The organism is Adhaeribacter radiodurans, assembly GCF_014075995.1.
GTDB classification, from domain to species: Bacteria; Bacteroidota; Bacteroidia; order Cytophagales; family Hymenobacteraceae; genus Adhaeribacter; species Adhaeribacter radiodurans.
Genome location: NZ_CP055153.1, coordinates 5,983,953 through 6,008,927, shown reverse-complemented (window position 1 = coordinate 6,008,927; position 24,975 = coordinate 5,983,953). Strand labels below are relative to the sequence as shown.

The window sequence follows — 24,975 nt, the reverse complement described above, 5'->3', positions numbered from 1 at the left end:
ATTCTTAAAATTTATGCGAAGCGGCTCTTAAACAGAAAATGTTGTAGAGGAGCAACAATTTACTGCAAATTCGGTTGTTTTATTTGCTAACCATAAAGCAAAACCGGGCCTCATATAAATACTTAAGTATAACTACAGTGCTATTTTGGGTATTTGTTATTTTTCTAAGTGTTTATACGGTGCCAAACGTAACTATTATTAAAAATTTAGGTAAACCTTAGGGTATAACTTACTCGTAAGAGCATATAATTAATTTCTTTTTTGTTTAATAAAATGGAGCAACTGAATAAAGTTTTAATAGTAGATGATGATACGGTTGCCCGTTTTCTGGTGGAGAGGATATTGACCCGAGAGAAAATCAGTAAACAAATTTTAACGGCCTCCAATGGAGAAGAAGCCTTAGAATTGTTAAAGAGCATTAGTAACCACGAAAGCTATCCGGATTTAATATTTCTTGATATTAAAATGCCCGTAATGGATGGCTTTGAGTTTTTAGAAGCTTTGCAGCATTCCGGATTAAGCGAATTGCCTATAAAAATAGTTTTATTAACCTCTTCTCATAATCAGCATGATGTAGAAAGAGCGAAAAACTATTCTGTGGCGGCTTACCTTATTAAACCGCTTGTAGGCGAGAACTTAAGCACCATTATAGCATAAACAGTTAGTTCTCTATTCCAAGCTTGCTAAGGTAAAAGCATTGAAATCATTGCGACTGGTAAAAATATTAATTTTCTAATAAGAAAATTATTCACTTCCTTTTAAATAATGGCTTTTATTCAAATAAGGATGGCTTAATAGATTAAAACTAACGTATACCACTCTCTCAAAGCATAACTATAACTCCTTTAAGGCTACCCATCCGGCCGCATGAAAAATTACAAAAATTACCTTGTTGATCTTACCAATTGCGATAAAGAACCTATCCATATTATTGGCCGCATTCAACCGCATGGTTTTTTGTTGGTAATAGATAAAGTTACCCATGCGGTAGAGCAGGTTAGCGATAATCTGGCAACATTTACGGGCTTTGATCCGGAAGATGTGATAAGTGCACCATTGCAATCCTTACTTACCGCCGAAGAGTATTGTTTTATTGCCGAAATAGTAAATCAGGAATTGTTTGTACAGCCGCAGCTTATCTCGTGGCGAGGGCAGCCTTTTTTTGGTTTCTTTCACTTTTCCGGCGATAAAATTATTCTGGAATGCGAGCCCTATAACAACCAACCAGATAACGATCAGTTACGACATAACAACCGGGTGGCGCAACTAAGTCAACAACTAAACCAAATGGAAGACTTAACCCACGTGGCGAAAGCAGTAGCCTTAGCTATGGCCGAGGTTCTGGCTTACGACCGGGTAGAAGTTATTCAGTTTGATCCGGAATGGAACTCCGAAGTAATTGGCGAAGCGCATAATTCTTCTTTACCGGCGTACTTGGGGCATCATTTTCCGGCCAGTGATATTCCGGCTCCGGCCCGCGAACTGTTACTAAAAAAACATATCCGCCAAATTCCGGATGTCCATGCCGAAGCGGCCGAAATTATCCCGTATCATAATTCTGTAACCGGAGCTCCCACTAATATTCTATTATCGGAGTTGCGCAATCCTTCGGAAATTCATCTGGAATACGTGAAAAATATGGGGGTAGCTGCTACCATTTCGTTTTCTATTTTGGTAAAAGGAAAATTATGGGGCTTAATTTCCTGCCATAACGTAAAGCCGGTTTTTCTAAACGTTTGGCAACGGCAGGTAGGCGATTTAATTACGAAAACGTTTGCTAATGTTATTTTATCAATTCAGGAAAAACGGGATGTAAAACAATGGGCTCGGTACCGGCACAATGAAGAACTGCTCATTAACCAAATAAACCAGAGTAAAGATATTCGGGCGGGATTACTACATAAAGATTTAACCTTATTAACTATTACAGAAAGCACCGGCGCTGCTTTATTTTTAGATAACAAATTAACCACATTCGGCCAGGTACCCACCGAAGAGCAGATGCTGCATTTAATTAATTGGCTCACCGCTAACGAAGTAGAACGCATGTTTTGCACACGCGAACTATCTAAAAGATTACCGGAAGCCGTTGCTTATCGAAACGTAGCAAGTGGTTTATTGGCTCTGGAAATATCGCGGTATAACAAAGAATACTTATTGTTTTATAAACCCGAAATGAAAGAAACCCGGGTTTGGGCGGGTAATCCGGAGCAACCTAAAATGGGGGCCGACTTGCGCTTGCATCCCCGGAAGTCATTCGAGAAATGGGAAGAAGAAATTAAAGGAAAATCTTTGCCCTGGTCGCTCAACGAACAAGAAATCACGCAGACTTTACTAAAAGATATTATTGCTATTCAGTTAAGAAACCAGGCATCCGAACTGGAAAGCTTAAATAAAGGCTTAACTAATGCCGCCGGCAAGCTTCAGGCTAAAAATACGCAACTTGAAGATTTTGCTTTCATTATGTCGCATAATCTAAAATCGCCATTAAATAACATTAATGGCTTGCACCAGGTGTACCAGCAAGAACCTAATCCGGAAATGGCTACTATGGTACTGGACCGGATTAAACTGGTAAGCGATAATATGGCCAAAACCATCGATGATTTAAACGTTATTTTAAAAACCCGTATCGATAACCAGTTGCCGTGGGAAGAAATATATTTGCCGGATCTTATTCTAAAAGAAACGCAGAATTTAGCAGCTATTATCGAGCAAACGCAGGCTGAGGTCCAAATAGATTTGCAGGCACCGTTTATTTACCTGCCTAAGATTTACGCGGAAAGCATTTTGCACAACTTCCTGTCGAACGCTTTAAAATACCGGTCGCCTAGCCGGAAACCTTACATTCAGGTAAAATCGTGGTTCGAAAACGCCCGCACTTTCCTCTCCGTAACCGACAATGGTTTGGGAATGGATTTAGATAGAATGGGGAGCAAGCTTTTTGGCTTGTACAAAACGTTTCACCGCCACGAGCATGCCAAAGGTTTAGGCTTGTATCTGACTAAACTGCAAATTGAAGCTTTAGGTGGCGAAATAAAAGTAGCCAGTGAACCAGATAAAGGCACTACGTTTACGGTAAGTTTTAGCACTGTAGGAGATTGATTGTTAAATGTTTAAGAGAAGATAGGGGAAGTCTTTGTCTTCTTAATTTATCTTTTAATAAAATACGTATTGACAGTTGGTCTTTGGCGCCTTTTCAAGTCTCCAGGCTGGGTTGCTAATGCACTTTGAACAGTAACCAGTTTGCCTCGTGGCCGGCGGGCCTCTTTTTGCTCTTTCGGGCGGGTCTAAGCTTCCTTTGTTCGTTCCTCACAATGCTAAAGCACCGGAACCTTAGAAGGCCCTCTACAGCCAAACTAGTGTCAATTTCACTTAGTAACCGCCCTTGCCATTCATAAATCAGTTGGACTATTGAATAAGTAAATATCTCTTACTTATTTCTATTTAGTAAACCTGATTTGGATTTTACATTCTAAAATATCATCTTACTTAGTTAAAATCGGAGTTTGCGGTTTGGCTATTATATTGGCCGTATTGCTGATTTTTCTTGTTTTTACCTGAATTTATAACCAGCCTAATTTTAGCTTTTATGCTCGTAAACCGGAGAGATTTTTTAAAACAAATAGGTGCCGGAGCAGTCGGCGTTAGCTTTATTCCGTGGGTACCCAGCCCACTAATAGCTTCTACCTTAAAAGCAGGCGGTTTGCCCCGGAGCACGCCGGAACAACAAGGCCTTTCTTCGGCGCATATTTTAGCTTTTATAAAGGCAGTTGAAGAAAAAAAACTGGGTTTACACAGCCTAATGGTAGTGCGCAACGGGCAGGTAGTGGCCGAAGGCTGGTGGGCACCGTACGCCCCGGAGTTAAAACACACCTTATTTTCGTTAAGTAAAAGCTTTACTTCCACGGCAATTGGCCTGGCTGTGGCCGAAGGTAAATTAAAAGTAACCGACAAGGTAATTTCTTTTTTTTCCGACGACAAACCTGCAACTGTTAGCCCCAATCTAGCGGCCATGCGCATAAAAGACTTACTTACCATGACCACCGGCCACGAGCAGGATACTATACCGCCTTTGTTAAAGGAAAAATCGGGTGATTGGGCGCGTAAATTTTTGTCGTTGCCGGTAGAGCGGGAGCCGGGAACCCATTTCTTGTATAATACCGGGGCTACCTATATGTTATCGGCTATTTTGCAAAAAGTAACCGGCCAAACAGTGTTGGATTACTTAACACCGCGTTTATTTAAACCCCTGGGCATTGAAGGCGCTGACTGGGAGAATAGTCCGGATGGTATAAATACGGGTGGTTTTGGCTTACGGGTGCGCACCGAAGATATTGCTAAATTCGGACAGCTTTACCTGCAAAAAGGTAAATGGAACGGAAAGCAAATTTTACCGGCTGCCTGGGTAGAAGAAGCCACTGCTTACCAGGTACCAAATGCCGCCAGTACTACTCCGGCTACTGACTGGAACCAAGGGTATGGCTATCAGTTCTGGCGTAGCCAGCACGGCAATTACCGTGGCGACGGCGCTATGGGCCAGTATTGTTTAGTAATGCCGGAGCAAAACACTATAATAGCCATTACCAGCGAAACCCACGACATGCAGGCCATTTTGACGCAAGTATGGGATATAATTTTTCCTAATTTAAAGCCTTCGGCCTTACTCCCAGATAAAAAAGCACAAACAGAATTAAAGCAAAAATTAGCTTCGCTTACTTTATTACCCGCTAAGACCAGCGCTACTTCGCCCTTAATTGCCAGTATTTCGGGTAAAACGTTCCGGTTGCAGGATAATCCATTACACATAGAAACGGTAGCTTTTTCTTTCGCAAAAAATGCCTGCACCGTAGAGTTAAAAGATAACAAAGAAACGTACCGGATTGTGTGCGGCTTAAACAACTGGGTGCAAGGCGAAACCCGGGTTCCCGGAAATCCACCTTCGTTTGTGGCGATGGAGAAAAAAGAACCTGTGCCCAAAGAAAAAATAGCAGCCTTCGGCACCTGGACTTCCCCGGACACTTTTACTATGACCTGGGTCTTCAACCAAACGCCTCACTCCGAAACCATCACCTGTAATTTCGAAAATAATTCCGTTCGGCTGGAGTTTAAAGACAGCATTAGTGCTAAAGCACCAAGCCGGAAAAAAGAGCAACCAATATTAATAGGGCAAATGATTGGGTAATCTCCTTTTTCACCCATGATCCGTTCTTTTTTCCTCTGGTTAGTTCCTTTCAGGATGACTAAAGAAAATTAAGTAGCTACTATCAGGCTATAGTTCTGGCAAGTTTTCGATAATACTGTTTATTAAACCTACCAAGTTTAAGACGTAGCCCTTATGGCAGTTAATTTAGTAGATTGGGTATTAGTTAGAGGCCCAAAATAAGATAAAGTAGAATAGCTTCTTTCCATAGATGTTCTTTCCTTATCTCGAACGCTCGTTATTTAGTAAAGTAACACCAGTTTAGCTGTGGAGGCCTTTTAGCGTTCCGGTGCTCAGGAAGAAGGCATGGCGCAACGGAGTGAGCCTAACGAGACCTGCCGACTATAAGGCAATTTTAGCCTTTTCAACTAAGTTAGCCCAAGTACCTGGAGACTTAGAAAGGCTCCAAGTAATCGCAGAAAATTATTCAAATAATGTATTGTCCTTCCCCAATCCCCACCGAAGGGGGCATTCTCCTCATTGGCTCTATTCATTTAAAGAAAGTTGTAGAAAGCTCCAAAGTGAAACAGAAGATAAAAGAATGCCTTAGGCCAGAAACAATCCAAAAAATACCACTTACCACTGCAATCTCACCATTCGTCAAAAAAAGTTGAGCGGCAGAAGTTTCCAGCGCATTATTACCGGAAACAGAAACTATGGAAACAAATTACTCCCGCCAATCTTACCTCGACTGGTTACGCATTATGGCCATTGTAGGCGTGCTGTTTTTTCACTCGGCCATGCCTTTTGTGCCCGAAGAAGTCTGGCACATTAAAAACAAAGAAACGAGTAATCTACTGCTGGAATTTAATTTTTGGCTAAGTCGATTTAGGATGCCGTTGTTGTTTTTTATTTCGGGTACCGTTACTTTTTTTATGATGAAAAACCGGACGGGCAGCGATTTTGTACTATTGCGCTTGAGACGGTTATTTATTCCCTTGTTGTTTAGTATTTTAGTAATTGTTCCCCCGCAAGTTTACTTGGAACGGCTCACCCAAGGCTTCCAAGGTAATTTTTTAGATTTTTATCCTTCTATTTTCAATTTTGAGCCTTACCCCAAAGGTAATTTCAGCTGGCACCACCTGTGGTTTATTGCCTATTTGTTTGTGTACGATATATTGTTCGCTCCACTTTTCGTATGGCTGAAACAAGAACCCGGGAAAATTTTTTTGCAAAAAGTAAGTGCATTAGCCATGGGCAAAAGAATTTACGCATTAATGCTGCCGGGAGTAATACTATTTACCAGCATGGTTTTAAAATACGATCAAACCAACGACTTATTTCATGATTATTGTTTCTTTTTGTATTGGTTGTGTTTCTTGCTCGCCGGATACTTTTGCATTGCTAGTCCGGCTTTAATGGATAGCCTGGAACGGAACCGCCAATTTTCTTTAACCCTGGCTTTTTTAGCAATTTTACTTTTAAATTACTTCCGCTGGAACGACATTGAACCGTTTAATTTACTGCCGGATTATAGGAATGACTGGCGGACTTATGTTTACCTGGCTATTTTTCCGCTGAATGCCTGGCTTTGGGTATTTGCGGCCATTGGTTACGGCAAACGTTATTTAAATAAATTTCACCCGGCTATAAACTATATCAACCAGGCAGTTTATCCTTTTTACATTCTGCACCAAACGGTAATTGTTATTATTGTATATTATGTGGTGCAAACGTCTGATACTATTTTAATGAAGTATCTTTTTACGGTATCGGTATCTTTCGCGGTGTCCATGCTGTTGTACCATTTGCTGATAAAAGAATTTGCCTTAACCCGGTTTTTATTCGGCATGAAACCCAAAAAGGCCAGCAAAGACTTATTAGCAAGGATTGATAAAAATGAAACAACTGCCACTGAACAACTAACCCCAAGCATCTATTCTGTTTAAGCAGCATGAACAAAAATTTTAACTATTTCTTTCCGGCTTTGTTTGGCTTGCTTATTTATGCCAATATCCGGCTGGTGAACGACACCGTGGCGGGCGAGAAGTTCTGGGAACGGCCCTGGCAAACCAACGTTATTGAAATAGTTTTTGTGGTGGGCTTTGGTTATATCATGCAATTTCAGCTCAACTACCTTATTCAGAAGTTTAGTTCAGATACCACCCGAACCATAAATCCCAAAGTTATTTTAAAAGAATTTGCCACGGTGTTTATTGCTTGTCTGATTCTGTTAAATCTGTTCCTGATACCTTTTATGGCCGTAACCGACGATGGCTTGCAGATTCAGGATGTGGTAATTGGTAACATTATTCCGGGTTTGTATTTGTTGTTGTATTTTGCCATTGTGCGAGGCAACCGGTATTTGCAAGCTTTTATTCAGCAAAGAGTAAAACTAGAACAAATTGAAAAAGACCAGCTTCAGACCGAGCTTAAATTTTTAAAAGCTCAATACCATCCGCATTTCTTGTTTAATGCCCTTAATACCATTTATTTTCAGATGGATGAAGACGTAGAAGCCGCTAAAAAAACAGTAGAGAAGTTTTCGGAATTGCTGCGTTACCAATTGTACGGCCAAAACCAGACCGTGCCTATTGGCCGCGAGCTAGGCTATCTGCAAACTTACATCGATTTACAAAAAGCTAGAATGAATGAGCATTTGCAACTGGAAGTTTGTTTTGAGTGGCAGTTAAAAGAACAGCCTATTTACCCGATGTTGTTGTTGCCCTTAATAGAAAACGCTTTTAAATATGTAGGCGGAAATTACTGGATAAAGATAACCGCAAAGTGGCAAGATCATAAGCTTTTGTTCCGGGTAGAAAATGCCATTCCGGCGAATACGGTTAGAACGAATAAGGATGGCGGCATTGGTTTAGAAAATTTACGGCGCCGCTTAAATATGCTGTACCCCAACGCCCACTGTTTACAACTGGAAAAAAATACCGAAAGTTATCAGGCTACCCTGGCGCTTACCATATGAAAATACGTTGCGTTATTACCGACGATGAACCCATGGCCCGCAAAGGCTTACAGGGCTACGTAGATAAAATAGACTTTTTAGAGTTAATTGGTGTGTGTAGCAGTGCCATTGAACTAAATAATTTACTAAAAAGTAACGAGGTAGATTTGGTATTCCTCGACATTGAAATGCCTTACTTATCAGGTATTGAGTTGTTGCAAAACCTACCCCAGCCGCCCAAAGTAATTTTTACCACCGCCTACGAACAGTACGCCCTTAAAGGCTACGACTTAAATATAGTCGATTACCTGCTTAAGCCCATTTCTTTCGAACGGTTCCTGAAAGCCGTTAATAAAGCGCACGACTTATTTCTAAATGCCAAAGCTCCAGCTGTTGATTTTATTTTTGTAAAAAGTAATAACAAGCTGGAGAAAGTTTTTTTCCAAGATATTCTCTACCTGGAAGCCCTGGAAAACTACGTAATTATTCAAACTTCTACTTCCAAAATAATTACTCATACCACTCTTAAACACCTGCTGGAAAATCTACCGCCCAGTAACTTCCTGCAAACCCATAAATCTTTTGTAGTGAACATCGATAAAATTAAAACCATCGAGGGCAATACCTTGGGCATTCAGCAGTTTACCGTTCCTGTTTCGCGTAATTTAAGAGAACTGGTGATGGAGAAAATCTTAAAAAACCGCTTTTTGAAGAAGTAAAAGTGTTTAGTGATTTGCGTCTAACCTTAGAAGATACAGTTGATTTGTTGTTTATCGGTTCAACCGTTGCGACTGTACCAGTCGCAACGGTTGAACCTAATCTATATTAAAATAACTATCTGAATAGTAATAATTCGGGGTTTATTTAAATTTTAATGATTCCTAAGACTATCTGAAACTTAGTCCGCAACTGGTACATGGTTTGTAAGTGCCCCATTTTTCGGACAGTGTAGATGAGACTATTCTCATTGTTTTTACTACCACTATTATGAAGTAGGAATGTGGTAAACTGGCTGCGCTGAAGGAGTGTGCTGGGGCGAGTTTTCCATATTCCCACTTCTGCTTTTCAGCAACCACTCGTTTGGGGTCAGATTTCCTAAAGCTTCATGCGGCCTACGGGTATTATATTCTTCTAGCCAATTTTCTGTCAGTTGCCGGACTTCCGCCAGTTCAAAAAACAGATAAGCATCTAATATTTCCCGGCGATAACTGCCGTTAAAGCGTTCGATAAAGCCATTCTGCATGGGTTTACCCGGCTGAATATAATGGATGTTAATTTCTTTTTCTTTACACCAGTTCGTAAAATCAACACTAGTAAACTCCGGGCCATTATCTACCCGGATGGCCGTTGGCTTACCGCGCCAGTCAATCAGCTGCTCTAAGGTGCGAATCACTCTTTTGGCGGCAATTGAAGTTGCTATTTCAATGACCAGTGCTTCCCGGTTACAATCATCTAGCACATTCAAGGTCCGAAACTTATTACCTGATGCTAAGCTATCACTCATAAAATCCATGCTCCAGCTACTGTTAATCTCTACCGGTTGCAGCAATGGTTGCTTTACTCGGGTTGGTAGCCTACGTTTTCCTTTTCTTTTTTTGTTGAACTTTAACAGTTTATAAACTCGGTATACCCGTTTGTGATTCCACGGCTGACCGGCTCTTTTCAGATAAGCTAACAGCTTCCGAAAACCATAAGCTGGATGAGCAGCAGCTAACTCCTGCAAGGCAGTGATCACTTCGGAATCATCTTTACAGCTCTTGTAATAAAATTGAGAACGGGTCAGACCAGTTAAGTGGCAGGCCCTGACAACGGGTAAGTCGTAGTCCGAGATGATTTCATCGGTTAACTGCTTTTGCTGCCAGAGCCCCAACCTTTTTTTGTGATGACCTCCTTCAGGATAGAGTGATCCAAGCTTAAATCGGCATACATTTTCTTTAACCGGGCATTCTCCTCTTCTAACTCTTTGAGCCGCTTTACATCCGAAGCTTCCATACCTCCGTATTGGCTCTTCCACCGGTAAAAGGTAGACCGGCTAACTTCTAATTCCCGGCAAATGTCTTCTGTCTTCCGACCCGACTCATTTTCCTGTAGCGATTTGATAATCTGACTCTCGGTAATCCTTGTCTTTTTCATCTTTTCAGTTTTAAAGTATCCATTTTCTGTCTCCTTTCAAACTGTCCGATTTTTAGGGATACTTACAGGTTAGGGCAAATTCGGGTATGAGTTAGTGCATAAAGCGGTAAGAACCTCTGTTGTCTCAACTAAAAATGTAAAAGTGTTTTACCTCGAAACACTATAAACTTACTCCCAATTCAGGATATTGAGTTTGTAGCTTACTGCCTTTATTGCTATTACTCGCCTGAATAAAGATACAAGGTTCGCTATCTTAAATGTAACAAGCCTGCCTCACTTACTTTTAAAATCAAGTGCTTCATACTCTCATTTTAGTACTGCTTGGGAGTGAGCCACTTTTTTTAATTCTTTCATTTCTTTTTCTGGGTTCTCTTTAGACCTGAACAGTATAATTACGTTACAAATGCTTAAGAACTAAGTTTTTGTGTCCCGGAAACTTGCTGAAACCACCCGCATTTTTTATATTTATTCAAACGTGTTGCTGACTGCTATGATAAAACGTTTTACGCTGCTTTTATTTATATTCTGGTTGGTGGGTTTCCCCTCGTTCGCCTCCCGAATACTCGTTGCCATGGACGACACGCAGAAAGACCACCTGAAAGCGTATGGCGTTACTTACTGGGTTTTACAGCATGAGCAGGAAGCCGACTGGCTTCTGAATTACCGCGGCGGTAGTTTTGGTTTCCAGCACGCCCCAGAAACGGAAAATGAACTGCGGGTGCGGGGTGTTTCTTACGAAGTAATTTCGGATGCCCAATACAACCAGATAGTGGCCCAGATTGCTGCCCCGGATGCCAATATGGATGTAATAAAACTAGAAAAAGCGCCCCGTATTGCCATTTACTCACCTAAAATAAAGCAACCCTGGGACGATGCCGTTATGCTGGTGTTAACCTACGCCGAAATACCTTACGATTTACTTTTCGACGAAGAAGTATTAGAAGAAAAATTATTAAAATACGATTGGCTGCACTTGCACCACGAAGACTTTACGGGGCAATACGGAAAATCGGTTCGGTGGCAATGGAACCAAGATTGGTTTCAGGCGCAAAAGCAGGAATCCGAAGCATTGGCTAAAAGATTTAATTTTGCCAAAGTACCGCAAATGAAACTGGCCGTAGTGCAAAAAATTAAAGCCTTTGTGGCAGGAGGTGGGTTTATGTTCGCGATGTGTTCGGCCACTGATACGTATGATATTGCCCTGGCCGCTAACGGAGTAGATATGGTAGATGCCCTATTTGATGGTGATGGCGTGGACCCGCAAGCGCAGCAGAAACTGGATTTTACAAAAACGTTTGCTTTTAAAGATTTTACCATTGTGTCCAGTCCATACGACGGGGAATTTTCGAGTATTGATAACCAGCGCCGGGAGCGGAATGTGTATCAGGATAACGATTTTTTCTCGCTGTTTACTTTTTCGGCTAAATGGGACCAGATTCCGACCATGCTCACCCAAAATCACGAAAAAATTATCAAAGGTTTTATGGGGCAGACCACCGCTTTTAAAAAGCAATATGTGAAATCGGAGGTGGTAATAATGGGCGAGAACAAAGTAGCCAATGAGGTGCGCTACATGCATGGTACCGTAGCCAAAGGTACCTGGACTTTTTACGGTGGCCACGACCCCGAAGATTATCAGCACATGCCCGGCGAAGATCCTACTGATTTGGCTCTTCATCCTAACTCACCAGGTTATCGCCTTATTTTAAATAATATTCTATTTCCAGCCGCTAAAAAGAAGAAGCCTAAAACTTAGCTGGTTTTTACCTTTTATTTTTAAGTTTCTGAGATTGACTGTTTGTCTTTGGAGCTTTTTCAAGTCTCCAGGCGGCGGTGCTATTTACCTCTATTACTAGCAATATCAGAGCTACTAGCAACCACCACCAGTTTGGCTATTGAGGGCCTTTTAGCGTTCTGGTGCTGCAAAGCAGCATGGCGCAGTGTAACGAGCCAAGGTTCGCTAAACTGCTCTAAAGAGCCAAACGAGTCCCGCCGGCTAGGAGGTAAACTTGAAATATCAAACTAGTTAGCACCACCATCTGGAGACTTGAAAAAGCTCCAAAGAAAAAACATTTACTTAACTTATAGGGCAGGCACTAGCAACGTAAAACCTATTACTTAAAACTTTTAACATTTTAACTAGTTTTAGGCAGCTCTATTTCATTTTCTTCTTCCAGTTTTTTTCTGATTTCTACGTTTTGCTCCCGGAGTTGGGGCTCTCTCATCGGGCTTTCACTGGGGCGTTCATCACCTAATAATACTCCCCATTGATTCATTTTATCGGTGCGGTCGAATATAACTTTTAATATAGCAATAATTGGCAAAGACAAAAACATACCGGCTATTCCGGCTATAGCCCCACCGGTAAAAACGCCTATTAAAGTAGCCAGTACATTAATTCTAACTTTTGAGCCCACAATGCGCGGCATTAAAATATTATTATCCAGAAATTGAGCCCCGGCAATGGTAATTAATACGGTAAAAATAGGCCATAAATCCTGCGAAGAAGCCAGCGTTAACAATACGCCCAGAATATTCCCAATTAAAGCGCCGATGTATGGTATTAAATTTAGAAATGCGAATAGTACCCCAATAAGTAAAGCGTGCTTTATGCCTACCAGAAATAAGGTGCCACCTACCAGTACCGTCATGTACGTAATTTGAATGAGCAAGCCAATCAGGTAACTTTTTATTATAGTTTCGGTTTCCGACAAAACTTCCCGTACATGTTCGTTGCGTTCTTTCGGGAACCATAAGAATACAAACCGTATAATCAGGTTTTTATAGTAAAGAATTAAAAAAGTATAAAGCGGCAGGAGCGCAAAGAAAAGTAAAACCGAAGTAACGGAACCTACGGCTCCCTGAAGCAAATTGCCGGCATAGCTCAATAGTCGGTTGCTTTGCTGGTTAATAAACCTTACTTGTTCATCCGGAGAAAAGCTGGTTTTCTTATTTATCCAGGCGCTTAAAGCCGAAAGGTGGATGTTTATATTGTTGCGGATAACCGGTAAATCGGCTAATAGATTACTGATTTGAGAGGTGAAGAACCAGATGATAATGCCAAATACCGTAACAAGTACCAGAACACTAAGCGTAATGGCTAATACTTCGGGTAAGTGTTTATTAAAAAAACGGTAAACTGGCAACATAACCATGCTAAGGAAAAAAGCCATTAAGATGGGGGCAATAATGGGTTTACCCAATACTAATATCCAACCTAAAAAAAACAGTCCCATCAATTCAATTGAACGACGGACTGTAACCGGCATAGTTTTCATAAAGAAGCTTTTTCTTTCAAGTTAATTTTATAGTGGTGTTCTATTTTATAATTGGTTGGTATCCAACAAGTTTTTAATTTAACGTAATTGCGGGTAGTTTGGGCAGGCTCCGAAAACAAAAATTGCCTTTATAAGTTGGCGTTCATCAAAAAGATTTACTTTTTAGAAAAATATACGGTAATCTAGAGCTTAATTTTAGATAAAGGAAGAGCAGAAAGGCTACAATTTACTAATCGCTACTTGGTAAAAGTTTAAATTTAATTAACCCCAAAGTGGCTATACGTCGTTTATGCGTATATTTTGCCGCTAAATGAATTACTAGTTCCCCCGCTATGAACCTTAACGAAGCTTTAACCATCCTTTCGGCCATGATAACGCCGGCCGTACTGATAGTTGCCAGCGGTTCTTTAATCCTGACCACTTCGCAGCGCCTTAGCCGCTCCGTAGAACGGGTAAGAACCTTATCGGATCAATTGCGAAAATTAATTATGCACCCGGAAGAAAGTAATTGGTTTGAAGATGAACATAACATTTTGGTTGAGCTAATTCATTATGCCAGCAGAAGAAGCCGTTTGTTGCAGCAATCGCTTACTATCTTATATATCACCCTTGGTACTTTTGTTGCCATTAGCATTACCATTGGTATTCTGGAGTTTTCGGGCATGCAACACACCTGGGTGCTTACCCTGCTCACCGTATTGGGCGCCGGTTTTTTATTTTATGCGAGTATTTTACTTATCGTAGAATCGCAGATTGCTTTTAGAGCCGTGAATTACGAAATGAATACCGTACTAAACCGGGTAAAAAGGTATAAAAAATCGAAAGCCGACTAAGTTAAAGTTAACTGATCAACCAGGTAGATTCAAAAATATTGAAAACCTAACTGGTTTACCCGGGTATTATTAAAGAACAATCCATAGATGAAGGATGGAAATTCTAAAATTTAAGACCAACGTAACCAGTCAGGATGAGGTAAATAAAGTAACGCCACTGTTAGATAAACTAGATGGAATTAGTAAGTGGCAAATCAGTACCGATTCAGAAGAAAATATATTGAGTATTTCGGGCGATAACGTAAACCCGCAACAAGTAGAAAATGCCTTAACCGAAGCAGGATTTACCGGGGAATTTTTGCGCGTTTTAGGCATTAGCGGCGAAGAGCTATAACGGGAGCCTAAACCGCAAATTATTGTAGACTGTCCACTAACCCCCGACTCCGGGAAAGAAGCTTTCAGCTTAATTAAAAATAATACGTTAACGGCTGTTAAGGGCAGCATTGCCCTAAATCTGGAAGGATACGGTTACAACTGGCTGGGGGTAGGTAGTGCTATCCGGTAAAGAATAATGCTTTATTCTTATTACATCCATAAAGTAAATTTTCTTCAAAGAAATATAAATACTGGCATACTTTACCAAAAAGTAAGTGCTGGAAGGTTAGAGATTTACCTGGATGGAAGAAATCAGGTTGATTTTTAGTAAAAATAAGGTTCTGGCCCGAAACACAGCAAACCTAGGGAAAGGCTTCGGAGTAGAAAGAAATTCAAATAAAATAACATCCCCAATTTCTTATCTGAGCAATGAAAGACCTTAACGATACTATTGATTCTCCGATAGAAGGCGAATATACTCGCCGCGATTTTTTAACCAACGCGGGTAAAGGCATTTTGGCCGCTACCGTGCTGAGCAGCATTGCTTCCTGTACTGCCGATGCGCAGGAAGGAGGAAGTAAAAGCCCCACGGATAAAGATATTCACGCGAACTCGGTTACCAAACCCATTGAATTAAAACCACTAGAAGATAAATCGGAGAAGCCCCAGGAACCATTACCCGCCCCTTTGGAACCAGGTAAACGGGTAGGTTTTGCCTTAGTGGGCTTAGGCAACCTAACCTTGGCCGAACTGTTACCCGCTTTTGGGGCTTGCCAGTACGCCAAAGTAACGGCTTTAGTAAGCGGCAACCCCGAAAAAGCAAAAAAAGTAGCCAAGCAATACGGGGTACCGGAAAAAAGCATATACTCTTACCAGAACTTCGATAATATCAAAAATAATCCGGATGTGCAGGTAGTGTATATTGTGCTGCCTAACTCCATGCACGAAGAATTTACTATTCGGTCGGCGAAAGCCGGTAAGCATGTGCTGTGCGAAAAACCTATGTCTATTAATTCGCAGTCGGCCCAACGCATGATTGAGGCCTGCGAACAAGCCGGTAAAAAATTAATGATTGCCTACCGGATTCAATACGAGCCTAATAACAAAAAGGCTAAAGAATGGACCCGTAGCGAGAAAATGGGCAAAGTAAAAGTGATTGATGCGGCTAATAATCAAAATCAAGGCGATCCCGGACAATGGCGTTTAAAGAAAGCATTAGCCGGCGGTGGTTCCTTGCCCGACATTGGTATATATTGTTTAAATACTATCCGGTATTTGCTCGGCGAAGAACCCGTGCAAGTAACGGGTACTATTTACAGCACTCCCAACGATCCGCGGTTTAAAGAGGTAGAAGAAACCGTATTATTTCAGCTCCAGTTTCCTAGCGGGGTGCTGGCTAATTGTACTACCAGTTATGGCGTGCACGATGCGCAGTGGTACCGTTGTTATGCCGATAAAGGTGGTTATTTTGGCTTAGATCCGGCTTTTTCTTATCAGGGTTTACAGATAGATGGTGCGCAGGTGCAGGATGGATTAGACCTGAAATTAAAATCGAGTGCCGGAGAGAAGAACCAGTTTGCGTTGGAAATAGACCATATGGCGCAATGCGTACTGCAAGATAAAAAGCCTTTTACTCCCGGCGAAGAAGGCCTGCAAGACCACCTAATCATGGAAGCCATTTACGAATCGGCGAGAACCGGAAAACCCGTTAAATTAAAGAAAATAGATAAGCAAGACGCCTTTCGGGGCACGTCGCCGGATGATTTGAAAATAGCCTGAGTAGTAAAATAATTACTGCTTCGGAAATATACGGAGAGTAAAAGATTATGCAAGGATAGACGTATGCCCGGTTGATGGAAAGCTTTTTTTATGAAAGATAAAGTAAGTGTCGGGTACCACATTTCCCACGAGCAATTTAAACCTAGTCAGTTGCTAACGTTGGCGCAGCAAGCCGAACAGGCTGGGTTTACGCATGCTTTATCTTCAGATCATTATTACCCGTGGAGCCCAGGGCGTGAGCGGTTTTGCCTGGAGTTGTCAACTCTTCATGCTAACTCCTTCCATTTAGGTAATAATTGCTTTAGGTATCGAGTGTTCTCTTAACCAAGGGTTTGAAATTTCATCTAAAGCCTTAAATTTCGCTTTTCTTTTACTCTAACGCATATACCTATCAAAACAACTTTACTTTTTATCTTTGCCTGAATCTTTACCAGCTATTAAGTAAGGGCTCAAGGTTGTGTAGCTATTCGGAGTACGGGTGGTTTGTGCACAATGGCTTCCCATCCGGATAGTGTTATGTCTACGGGTAGTTGGGTGTTGGCAACAAATAACCGGTACTTTAAATCTTTCCGTCATTTTAAGGGCCGGGAAGAATAGAAAGAAAGACTACAATTAGGCACCGAAGTAATTAACCATCAATTCGCGATGGATATTTCCTTAACCCGTAACATAAATAGCCGTTGGTCGGTGATGGTGGATGTGCCGTTACTCTTTAATTCGCGGTCTTCTTTGTATGAACATGGCCGTACGGAACGCGGCGTGATGCATTCATCCGGTATCGGTGATGTTCGGGTAGCGGCTTACCGCTGGCTTTTAAATCCGGCGAAGCATCATCAGGGTAATGTTCAGGTAGGTTTAGGTTTAAAACTACCCACCGGCGATTATGATTACAAAGATTACTGGCAGAATGTAGGCCCAAATGGAATTAAAGAACTGCGCACCGTTGATCAATCTATTCAATTAGGGGATGGCGGCACAGGAATATCGGCCGAGGTAAATGCTTTTTATTCTATAACCACTGGCTTAGGGGTTTATGGTAATTTTTACTACCTGGCTAATCCTCGGGAGCAAAACGGTGTGCGTACCTACCGCGAATTGGTAAGCCCTACTTTAGCCAACGAAGCTATTATGAGTGTTCCGGATCAATACATGGGTCGAGCCGGCGTTAACTACTCGTACCGGGGAATAATTTTATCTGCAGGCATGCGTTTAGAAGGTATTCCGGTTTACGATTTAATTGGCGGTAGCGGCGATTTCCGGCGTCCGGGTTACATTTGGTCAGCAGAGCCAGGCTTGACTTACCAAATGAAAAAAGTAAATCTTTTTGCTACGGTTCCGGTGGCTTTAGTCCGTAACCGCACTCAAAGTGTAACCGATAAAGAAAATTCAGCTATCCGGCAAACATTTGTGCAGGGCGATGCAGCCTTCGCCGATTATTCCGTTAACCTTGGCTTTTCAGTAAGGCTATAAAATTTAAAATCTTTTTAATAACCAGAAAGCCACTTCGTAAAGGAGTGGCTTTCTGGTTTATTCAACTTTTTTAATCTGATTTTTTGCTACCAAAAGTTTATATCTGGAAGGTTAGCGGGCTCGTATGGCTCTCTAAAAAAATTAAATTATTCACTTTCTTCTGATAATATAAATAGATGCAGAAGTGCTTAACAATACTTTAAATTAAACGTAAATAATATAAAATTACACAATACTAAGGCAGGTAATTAATAAACAGGATTTTATTTAAAATTTTAAAGTTCTTGTTAGACTCTCTTTTCTATTTAGGTTATCCATGTATTTAAGATAGTAACCATTACCTGGATCTATCAGCTTACTGCTTATTTAAATAAAGATTTTCTAGTTTAACTATATTCATCTTTTAATATGTGGGTATGATAGTGTTCGAGAAAAATAATATTGAATTAGAAGTCCATCCGCAGTTTAAAATTATGGAGGTAAGATGGATGGGCGTATTAGAAGAGGAAGAATTAAAAATAATGATTCATAAGATAGTAGAAGTGGCGAATAAGTATGCTATAGAAAATATATTATTAGATGCTACTTACGTGGAAGCTTCTAAAAGCATAGCTATTTACGATGTACGGGTGCAACAGCATTTTCAACAAAAGTTCGCCATGCCTACCGTTAAAAAAATTGCCCGAGTTTCGTCCGGATTTGCTTCTTACGATGAAGCTATATCGCAACATTATAATACTTTATTACAGTACAATCCGGCTAATTTTGAGTTCCGGAATTTTAATCACCATTATGAAGCCATGGACTGGATCATCGGGAGGTAAATTATTTCCTTAAACTTAATTGTTACCTCACCTGAATAAAATAAAAGACTGGGCAAAAAATTGATTTTATATACATGCTATCCGGATCGTAGTAAAAAGATTTAGTAATTAATAGCTTATAAAAAACAAGTTTAACATCTAATATCAAATAGTAAGGAGTAGTTGTTATAACAGATTTTGGTGTTGTCCTTTGGAGCCGGTTCCCGTCTCCAGGCGGCGGTGCTAACTTGTTTGATATTTCAAGATTTGCCTCGTGGCCGGCGGGCCTCATTCGGCTCTCTCGGGCGGTTTAGCGAACCTTGGCTCGTTGCACTGCGCCATGCTGCTTTGCAGCACCGGAACGCTAAAAGGCCCTCCACAGCCAAACTGGTGTCTTTGCACTTAGCTACGGCTTTTCTTCACATTCTGTATAATTAACTTGTTTTATTAAGGAGAAGGAAAATAGCTTTTATGATTGATAATAATTTCAAGATTAACGGAATTAAATTTCCTGTTCTACTTCCTCTCTCAGCAGATTCTAATAAATCCGACTTAATACAAGCTAATACTACTAAAAAAGTAAAAGCCGTAGCTAAGAATAGTTAACATCAGTTTGGCTGTGGAGTACCTGCTAGCGTTCCGGTGCCGCAGGCATTCCGCAGACGGAGTCGAGGAAAGAAAGACTAGCGAGGGCGGAAGAGCCAAACGTGGCCCGTCGGCCAGGAGGCAAACTGGTTACTTGTCAAATCGCATTAGTACCAATAAATGGAGGCTTGAAAAGGCTCCAAAGAAAACGCTTACCAGCAAGTAAAATCTAGGATAGCTCTTTGATAAGATTTGGTATAATATCTTGATGCTTGTGTCTCTTTACTTAACAATAGCTTCAGTATTTTTTCTTTAAAATATAATCCCGGCTCATTGCCAAGCTTTCGAAAGGTTCGCGGCTGGTTTGGTCTTGCTCTACAAACCAATACTTTAATCCGGCTATTTCCCTGGCGGCAAAAATCCGGTCGAAATTAATAACACCGTGGCCCACTTCGGCAAATTGCTCCGAACCTCTTTCCATATCTTTTACATGCCACAACGGAAACCGCCCGGGATGTTTCTGGAAATAAGCTACCGGATCTACGCCCGCTTTGGTAATCCAGAAAAGATCGGCTTCCATTTTTAGTAAATCTTTATCTGTGCGTTCCAATAAAAGATCATAAGGAACAATGCCGTCTATTGCCGGAAATTCAAAATTATGGCTATGATAACCTAACTGGATTTTTACTTTTTGGCAAGCCTCGCCCGCTTTGTTTAACTTATCGGCTAATTCTTTATAAAGGTCAAGGCTGGTGCGCTCTTCTTTAAATAACCAGGCACAAACCATATACGGAATGTTCATGAGAGCGGTATCTTCTACGGCTTTATCCCAACCATACCACAAAGTACCTTTGGCTTTATCAATGCGGCCGGTTTCAAAGTGAGCGCTTATAATAGTAAAGCCTAAGTCGGTACAAATTTTACTAAATTCTTTCGGAGTTTTGCCCCAGTAAGTACCATCATAACCAAAGAGTTCTAATTGGTTATAACCTAATTTAGCCAGCTTAGCTAAAGAGCCGGTTACATCTTTTTTAAGATATTCCCGGATATTCCAGAGTTGAACGCCTAATGATTTTGGTGGGAGAAAAGGCTCCAGGTTAGGCAGTATAGAAAGGCTCGTAGCCCCTAGTGCAAGCGATTTTACAAAATTTCTTCTTTGCATAACCTGTTGTTTTTTATCCGAAAACCAGTTTAAGGTACTAAAATAAACTTATGATTACCAAAAGCATTTGAGCAGAAATAAGGTAGAAAATATAGATACCTTACTTTATTAAATTTTTTTTAGTAAAAAGATTGATTTCAAAATTTTAAGGCCTTGCTGTTCCTAATTGGATTTACTTTATTTTCTTAAGGCAAACACGTTCCTTTTTAAATATTAAAAACGGTATATGTATAAACCTTTTAATTTTTTAATGGATTCGTTGAGATTATTATAAAAAAAATAAAGGTTTATTAAAGCTAAGCATCTATTTAGCCGGGATTTATAGATGTATTTGAAAGTTAATGGTTTCCTGAAAGGTAAAGGGTTGCAAACTTCCCAGGCATAGATTACATTTGAAATAATTTAATAAATGTATTTTTAACACTTAAATATTTTAGAAATCTGGTTCTACTTTGAGGTAAGTTCTCTCCTGAAAATAGTTGAAGTGCTATTTCATTTCTAAAGCGAAAGTTAAAACTAGGTAATTGTAGTAACTCCTGGTTTATAGGTTAATTTTTAAAATATTTTAATTCCAATCTATTGTTAGGCACACTGCCATAGGTTTAAAAATTATAAGACGAAAACAAGTAAAATTTATAACACCTTTACAATGAATAAAATAAAATTAAGTTTGCTTTTTCTGGTCAGTGGTTTTTCTGCATTTGCCCAGAATTCTATCAAAATTAATCCGGCCGGAACAGGCAAGGCTGAAGTAAAAATTAATAAACACATTTACGGCCATTTTGCCGAACATTTAGGCGCTTGTATTTACGGTGGCTTTTACGTAGGCGAAAATTCCAAAATACCTAATACCAACGGGGTTCGGAACGATGTGGTGGCGGCCCTTAAAAATTTAAAAATTCCTAATTTACGTTGGCCGGGCGGCTGTTTTGCCGATACCTACCATTGGAAAGATGGTATTGGCCCGAAAGAAAAACGCCCCACAATTGTAAATACCTGGTGGGGTGGTGTAACCGAGAACAACAGCTTTGGTACCCACGATTTTTTAAATATGTGCGAACTTATCGGCACTGAACCTTACCTGGCCGGTAATATTGGTAGCGGCAGCGTGCAGGAACTCGCCGATTGGGTACAGTACACTAACTTCGACGGCGAAAGTCCAATGTCGAAGCAGCGTCGCGAGAACGGCCGCGAAAAGCCCTGGAAAGTTAAATACTGGGGCGTGGGTAACGAAGCCTGGGGTTGCGGCGGCAACATGACCGCGGACTATTATGCCAACGAATACCGCAAATACGCCACTTTTATTACAGATTGGAACAAATCCGGCGACTTGTTCCGGATTGCTTCCGGCGCCAATTCTGCCGATTACAACTGGACCGAAACTTTAATGAAAAATATTCCGGGTACTTTGTTAGAAGGGGTAGCCTTGCACCATTATTCGGTAATCGACTGGAATAAAAAAGGGCCTTCTACCGATTTTAACGAGCAGCAGTATTTTACCACCATGCAAAAAGCTTTGCAAATGGAAGAATTAGTAACCAAACATTCGGCCATTATGGATAAGTACGACCCACAAAAGAAAATTGCCTTAGTGGTAGATGAGTGGGGCGGCTGGTACGAAGTTGAACCGGGTACCAATCCGGGCTTTTTATATCAGCAAAATACCATGCGCGATGCCATGATTGCCGGGGTAACCTTAAACATTTTTAATAACCACAGCGACCGTGTGCGGATGGCAAATCTGGCCCAGGCTATTAACGTGTTGCAAGCCGTTATTCTGACGAAAGACGAAAAAATGATATTAACGCCTACCTACCACGTAATGGAAATGTACAACGTGCACCAGGATGCTACTTTGCTACCGATAGAAATTAAAACGAAAGATTATGTAATGGGTGATAAAAAGCTGCCGGCTGTTTCAGCCTCGGCTTCCCGCGATGCCAAAGGACTAACTCATATCTCGCTAACAAACATTGATAGTAAAAATGCTCAGGAAGTAAGCATCGATATGCCCAGTGCAAAAAATGGTGGTGTAACCGGTAGAGTATTAGCTTCCGGAAAATTGCAGGATTATAATTCTTTCGAAAACCCTAAAAAAATACAACCAGCTACTTTTAAAGATGCCAAGTTAAACGCCGGTAAATTAACCGTGAAAGTGCCGCCGTTTTCAGTTGTTGTGTTGGAAGTAAAGTAGTTAAGTAAGCGTAATTACGCGAAAGACTAAAGAGTTATTCTGAAGTTTCCTTCGGACAGGCTGTAATTCATTTAGAAATTCATGGGGCTTGAAACAGATTACCCGAAACCCATAACGTGCCTGGAACACTCGTGCTTCGCCAATTTAATTTTTAGAGTAAGCTTTATCCAAATACTTAGCAGAAAATGAATTTAAACCTCACTTCTAATTCATAATTCTAATTTTTGATTTAGCGAGGCACGAGTTTTAGTTTGGATTTTAGCTGCCAGAGAGAATAATCCTTTATAAAAATTTAAATATCAGTGCAATTAACGATGCGGAAAAACTGTGTAATAGCCTGTTCAATGGCCATTGGTTTATTTACTAATTACCAGGAAAGTAACGCCCAAACCAAAACATTTACGGTAAAAGCCAACGAAGTGAAAGCCTCGGTTCCGGCTACTTTATGGGGAGTTTTCTTCGAAGATATTAACCTGGGAGCAGATGGGGGAATTTACGCTGAATTAGTAAAAAATCGCTCTTTTGAGTTCGATACTCCTTTAATGGGTTGGAAATTGCTGCAAAAAGGAGAAGAAACAGGCAGTTTGCTGGTAAATAACTGGGGCGAGTTAAACGGGGCAAATTCACGTTTTATCCGGATTACTTCTAAAACCCCAACCGGTAATTTTGGTTTCTCAAACGAAGGCTTCCGGGGAATGGGCATTAAGAAGGGAAATCAGTATGATTTTTCTGTTTTAGCCAGCCAACAAGAAGGTGCTGTTTCGCTGGTAATAGAATTAGTAAATAGTAAAGGCGAAAAATTAGGATCAACCACGGTTACGCCGGCTGGTAAACCCTGGAAAAAATATAATGCCAGCTTTACCGCTACTGTTACCGAACCCAAAGCCGTTTTAAATATTTATGTTAAAGGACAGGGAGTGGTGGATCTGGATATGATTTCTTTGTTTCCGAAAGATACCTGGAAAAACCGGCCTAATGGTATGCGTGCTGATTTAGTGCAACTTTTAGCCGATATGAAACCAGGCTTTTTACGCTTTCCGGGTGGTTGTATTGTAGAAGGCCGGACGTTAGACGAACGTTTTCAGTGGAAGAAAACCATTGGTCCGGTGGAAGACCGGGGCTATTTGATTAACCGCTGGAACACCGAATTTAAACACCGCCTTACCACCGATTACTATCAATCGTTTGGTTTAGGTTTTTACGAATATTTTCAATTGGCTGAAGATATTGGGGCCGAGCCGCTTCCTATTTTAAACTGTGGCATGGCCTGTCAGTTTAACACCGCCGAAGTAGTACCGCTGGAAAGTTTAGATCCTTACGTGCAGGATGCCCTGGATTTAATTGAATTTGCGAACGGCTCTGCGGATACAAAATGGGGTAAAATACGGTCCGAAATGGGTCATCCGGCGCCATTTAATTTAAAAATGATGGGCGTGGGTAACGAAAACTGGGGAGAGCAGTACATCGACCGGTTAAAGATTTTTACCCAAGCCATCAAGGCTAAATACCCCAATATTCAACTAGTGAATAGCTCGGGTACTGACCCGAATGGCGAGCGTTTTGATTATTTAAATGGCGAGCTACGGAAAATGAACGCCGATATTATTGACGAACATTATTACCGGGCACCGCAGTGGTTCCTGGATAATGCCAAACGTTACGACAACTACGACCGCAAAGGACCTAAAATATTTGCCGGCGAATATGCCGCACAAAGTGTAGCCATTGCTAGTCCTGATAATAAAAACAACTGGCAATGCGCTCTCTCCGAAGCAGCCTTTATGACGGGTTTGGAGCGCAACGCCGATGTAGTAGCCATGGCGTCGTATGCTCCTTTGTTTGCCCACGCCGAAGGCTGGCAATGGACTCCCGATATGATTTGGGTAGATAATTTAAAATCCTACGGTACGCCTAATTACCAGGTGCAGAAATTATTTTCGACTAACAAAGGAACGAACGTAGTACCCTTATTACTCAACAACGAAACCGTAACCGGTCAGGAGGGTTATTACGCTTCGGCGGTACTGGATAAAAATAAAAAAGAGATAATCTTGAAAGTAGTAAATGCTTCGGATAAAACCCAAGATACGGATTTTGTAATTGATGGCTTAAACAAAGTAGCTGCAAAAGGCACCGTAACCGTACTGCGTAGCGACCAACTGGACCAGGTAAACTCTTTTGAAAATCCAACAGCCATTAGCCCGGTAGTAAAAGATATAACCGTAAAAAATAAAAAAGTAAAGGTAGCGCTTCAGCCTTATTCCGTGAACGTGATCAAGCTAAAGTTTTCTTAATAAAAAATAAACTTTCCTTATTAAGTA

At 40.9% G+C, this 24,975-nt stretch carries 19 protein-coding genes; 15 read left to right on the top strand and 4 right to left on the bottom strand.

Translation table 11 applies throughout. From position 1 onward, the window contains the following. Positions 1-273: 273 nt before the first annotated feature. From HUW48_RS23885 to HUW48_RS23860, 6 genes are all read left to right on the top strand, one after another. A complete protein-coding gene (locus tag HUW48_RS23885) occupies positions 274-657 on the top strand; it encodes a response regulator (RefSeq protein WP_182413321.1) in 384 nt (127 codons plus the stop codon). Positions 658-867: 210 nt separating this feature from the next. Then, positions 868-3,105, top strand: a complete 2,238-nt coding sequence (locus HUW48_RS23880) for an ATP-binding protein (RefSeq protein WP_182413320.1) — start codon at positions 868-870, stop codon at positions 3,103-3,105. Positions 3,106-3,592: 487 nt separating this feature from the next. After that, on the top strand, positions 3,593-5,185 hold the full coding sequence (locus HUW48_RS23875; protein ID WP_182413319.1) for a serine hydrolase domain-containing protein: 1,593 nt from the start codon (positions 3,593-3,595) through the stop codon (positions 5,183-5,185). 674 nt (positions 5,186-5,859) lie between these two features. Beyond that, a complete protein-coding gene (locus tag HUW48_RS23870) occupies positions 5,860-7,092 on the top strand; it encodes an acyltransferase family protein (protein ID WP_182413318.1) in 1,233 nt (410 codons plus the stop codon). A gap of 5 nt (positions 7,093-7,097) precedes the next feature. Next, positions 7,098-8,123, top strand: a complete 1,026-nt coding sequence (locus HUW48_RS23865) for a sensor histidine kinase (protein WP_182413317.1) — start codon at positions 7,098-7,100, stop codon at positions 8,121-8,123. After that, positions 8,120-8,821 (top strand): LytR/AlgR family response regulator transcription factor, encoded by a 702-nt coding sequence (locus tag HUW48_RS23860; protein WP_182413316.1) that lies wholly within the window; start codon positions 8,120-8,122, stop codon positions 8,819-8,821. The genes HUW48_RS23865 and HUW48_RS23860 overlap by 4 nt, the downstream gene beginning before the upstream one ends. Before the next feature lie 266 nt (positions 8,822-9,087). On the opposite strand, the gene HUW48_RS23855 is transcribed toward HUW48_RS23860, so the two are convergent. Further along, positions 9,088-10,235, bottom strand: a protein-coding gene (locus tag HUW48_RS23855) for an IS3 family transposase (protein ID WP_394368432.1) whose coding sequence is annotated in 2 segments (ribosomal slippage) — positions 9,088-9,959 and positions 9,959-10,235 — 1,149 coding nt in all. Because the reading frame shifts where the segments join, the coding sequence is not laid out codon by codon here. Positions 10,236-10,725: 490 nt separating this feature from the next. Between HUW48_RS23855 and HUW48_RS23850 the strand changes: the two genes are divergently transcribed. After that, entirely contained in the window at positions 10,726-11,991 is a 1,266-nt protein-coding gene (locus HUW48_RS23850) for an asparagine synthetase B (RefSeq protein WP_182416503.1), read from the top strand. Between the two features lie 379 nt (positions 11,992-12,370). On the opposite strand, the gene HUW48_RS23845 is transcribed toward HUW48_RS23850, so the two are convergent. Further along, positions 12,371-13,513 carry an AI-2E family transporter gene (locus HUW48_RS23845; protein WP_182413315.1) on the bottom strand — a complete coding sequence of 381 codons (1,143 nt, stop codon included), beginning with the start codon at positions 13,511-13,513 and terminating at the stop codon, positions 12,371-12,373. A 332-nt stretch (positions 13,514-13,845) separates the two neighbouring features. Between HUW48_RS23845 and HUW48_RS23840 the strand changes: the two genes are divergently transcribed. The 3 genes from HUW48_RS23840 to HUW48_RS23830 all read left to right on the top strand — a co-directional run bounded on the left by HUW48_RS23840 (position 13,846) and on the right by HUW48_RS23830 (position 16,440). Then, positions 13,846-14,346: a DUF2721 domain-containing protein gene (locus HUW48_RS23840; protein ID WP_182413314.1), complete on the top strand. Its 501-nt coding sequence runs from the start codon at positions 13,846-13,848 to the stop codon at positions 14,344-14,346. A gap of 94 nt (positions 14,347-14,440) precedes the next feature. Then, positions 14,441-14,680 (top strand): heavy-metal-associated domain-containing protein, encoded by a 240-nt coding sequence (locus tag HUW48_RS23835; RefSeq protein WP_182413313.1) that lies wholly within the window; start codon positions 14,441-14,443, stop codon positions 14,678-14,680. A gap of 410 nt (positions 14,681-15,090) precedes the next feature. Beyond that, complete coding sequence (locus HUW48_RS23830) at positions 15,091-16,440, top strand: Gfo/Idh/MocA family protein (RefSeq protein WP_182413312.1); 1,350 nt, start codon at positions 15,091-15,093, stop codon at positions 16,438-16,440. A gap of 402 nt (positions 16,441-16,842) precedes the next feature. Here the strand turns inward: HUW48_RS23830 and HUW48_RS23820 are convergent, their stop codons facing one another. Next, complete coding sequence (locus tag HUW48_RS23820) at positions 16,843-17,016, bottom strand: hypothetical protein (RefSeq protein WP_182416541.1); 174 nt, start codon at positions 17,014-17,016, stop codon at positions 16,843-16,845. A gap of 69 nt (positions 17,017-17,085) precedes the next feature. On the opposite strand from HUW48_RS23820, the gene HUW48_RS23815 reads away from it, so the two are divergent. The 3 genes from HUW48_RS23815 (at position 17,086) to HUW48_RS27400 (ending at position 19,119) form a co-directional block, all read left to right on the top strand. Beyond that, complete coding sequence (locus HUW48_RS23815; RefSeq protein ID WP_220463967.1) at positions 17,086-17,910, top strand: transporter; 825 nt, start codon at positions 17,086-17,088, stop codon at positions 17,908-17,910. Positions 17,911-18,326: 416 nt separating this feature from the next. After that, positions 18,327-18,734 carry a hypothetical protein gene (locus HUW48_RS23810; RefSeq protein ID WP_182413311.1) on the top strand — a complete coding sequence of 136 codons (408 nt, stop codon included), beginning with the start codon at positions 18,327-18,329 and terminating at the stop codon, positions 18,732-18,734. Between the two features lie 253 nt (positions 18,735-18,987). Next, a complete protein-coding gene (locus HUW48_RS27400; RefSeq protein WP_262891472.1) occupies positions 18,988-19,119 on the top strand; it encodes a hypothetical protein in 132 nt (43 codons plus the stop codon). Positions 19,120-19,596: 477 nt separating this feature from the next. Here HUW48_RS27400 and HUW48_RS23805 read toward each other — a convergent pair whose 3' ends face one another. Next, positions 19,597-20,460 carry a sugar phosphate isomerase/epimerase family protein gene (locus HUW48_RS23805; protein WP_182413310.1) on the bottom strand — a complete coding sequence of 288 codons (864 nt, stop codon included), beginning with the start codon at positions 20,458-20,460 and terminating at the stop codon, positions 19,597-19,599. 649 nt (positions 20,461-21,109) lie between these two features. Here HUW48_RS23805 and HUW48_RS23800 point away from each other — a divergent pair. Both HUW48_RS23800 and HUW48_RS23795 read left to right on the top strand, forming a co-directional pair. Beyond that, positions 21,110-22,654 carry an alpha-N-arabinofuranosidase gene (locus tag HUW48_RS23800; RefSeq protein WP_182413309.1) on the top strand — a complete coding sequence of 515 codons (1,545 nt, stop codon included), beginning with the start codon at positions 21,110-21,112 and terminating at the stop codon, positions 22,652-22,654. Between the two features lie 314 nt (positions 22,655-22,968). Beyond that, positions 22,969-24,948 (top strand): alpha-L-arabinofuranosidase C-terminal domain-containing protein, encoded by a 1,980-nt coding sequence (locus HUW48_RS23795; RefSeq protein WP_220463966.1) that lies wholly within the window; start codon positions 22,969-22,971, stop codon positions 24,946-24,948. The last annotated feature ends 27 nt before the right edge of the window (positions 24,949-24,975 follow it).

What these genes read in the sequence shown, in the direction of transcription:
- HUW48_RS23885 (WP_182413321.1), top strand. Translation starts at nt 274, where the DNA reads ATGGAGCAACTGAATAAAGTTTTAATAGTAGATGATGATACGGTTGCC.
- HUW48_RS23880 (WP_182413320.1), top strand. Translation starts at nt 868, where the DNA reads ATGAAAAATTACAAAAATTACCTTGTTGATCTTACCAATTGCGATAAA.
- HUW48_RS23875 (WP_182413319.1), top strand. Translation starts at nt 3,593, where the DNA reads ATGCTCGTAAACCGGAGAGATTTTTTAAAACAAATAGGTGCCGGAGCA.
- HUW48_RS23870 (WP_182413318.1), top strand. Translation starts at nt 5,860, where the DNA reads ATGGAAACAAATTACTCCCGCCAATCTTACCTCGACTGGTTACGCATT.
- HUW48_RS23865 (WP_182413317.1), top strand. Translation starts at nt 7,098, where the DNA reads ATGAACAAAAATTTTAACTATTTCTTTCCGGCTTTGTTTGGCTTGCTT.
- HUW48_RS23860 (WP_182413316.1), top strand. Translation starts at nt 8,120, where the DNA reads ATGAAAATACGTTGCGTTATTACCGACGATGAACCCATGGCCCGCAAA.
- HUW48_RS23850 (WP_182416503.1), top strand. Translation starts at nt 10,726, where the DNA reads ATGATAAAACGTTTTACGCTGCTTTTATTTATATTCTGGTTGGTGGGT.
- HUW48_RS23845 (WP_182413315.1), bottom strand. Translation starts at nt 13,513, where the DNA reads ATGAAAACTATGCCGGTTACAGTCCGTCGTTCAATTGAATTGATGGGA.
- HUW48_RS23840 (WP_182413314.1), top strand. Translation starts at nt 13,846, where the DNA reads ATGAACCTTAACGAAGCTTTAACCATCCTTTCGGCCATGATAACGCCG.
- HUW48_RS23835 (WP_182413313.1), top strand. Translation starts at nt 14,441, where the DNA reads ATGGAAATTCTAAAATTTAAGACCAACGTAACCAGTCAGGATGAGGTA.
- HUW48_RS23830 (WP_182413312.1), top strand. Translation starts at nt 15,091, where the DNA reads ATGAAAGACCTTAACGATACTATTGATTCTCCGATAGAAGGCGAATAT.
- HUW48_RS23820 (WP_182416541.1), bottom strand. Translation starts at nt 17,016, where the DNA reads ATGACGGAAAGATTTAAAGTACCGGTTATTTGTTGCCAACACCCAACT.
- HUW48_RS23815 (WP_220463967.1), top strand. Translation starts at nt 17,086, where the DNA reads ATGGATATTTCCTTAACCCGTAACATAAATAGCCGTTGGTCGGTGATG.
- HUW48_RS23810 (WP_182413311.1), top strand. Translation starts at nt 18,327, where the DNA reads ATGATAGTGTTCGAGAAAAATAATATTGAATTAGAAGTCCATCCGCAG.
- HUW48_RS23805 (WP_182413310.1), bottom strand. Translation starts at nt 20,460, where the DNA reads ATGCAAAGAAGAAATTTTGTAAAATCGCTTGCACTAGGGGCTACGAGC.
- HUW48_RS23800 (WP_182413309.1), top strand. Translation starts at nt 21,110, where the DNA reads ATGAATAAAATAAAATTAAGTTTGCTTTTTCTGGTCAGTGGTTTTTCT.
- HUW48_RS23795 (WP_220463966.1), top strand. Translation starts at nt 22,969, where the DNA reads ATGCGGAAAAACTGTGTAATAGCCTGTTCAATGGCCATTGGTTTATTT.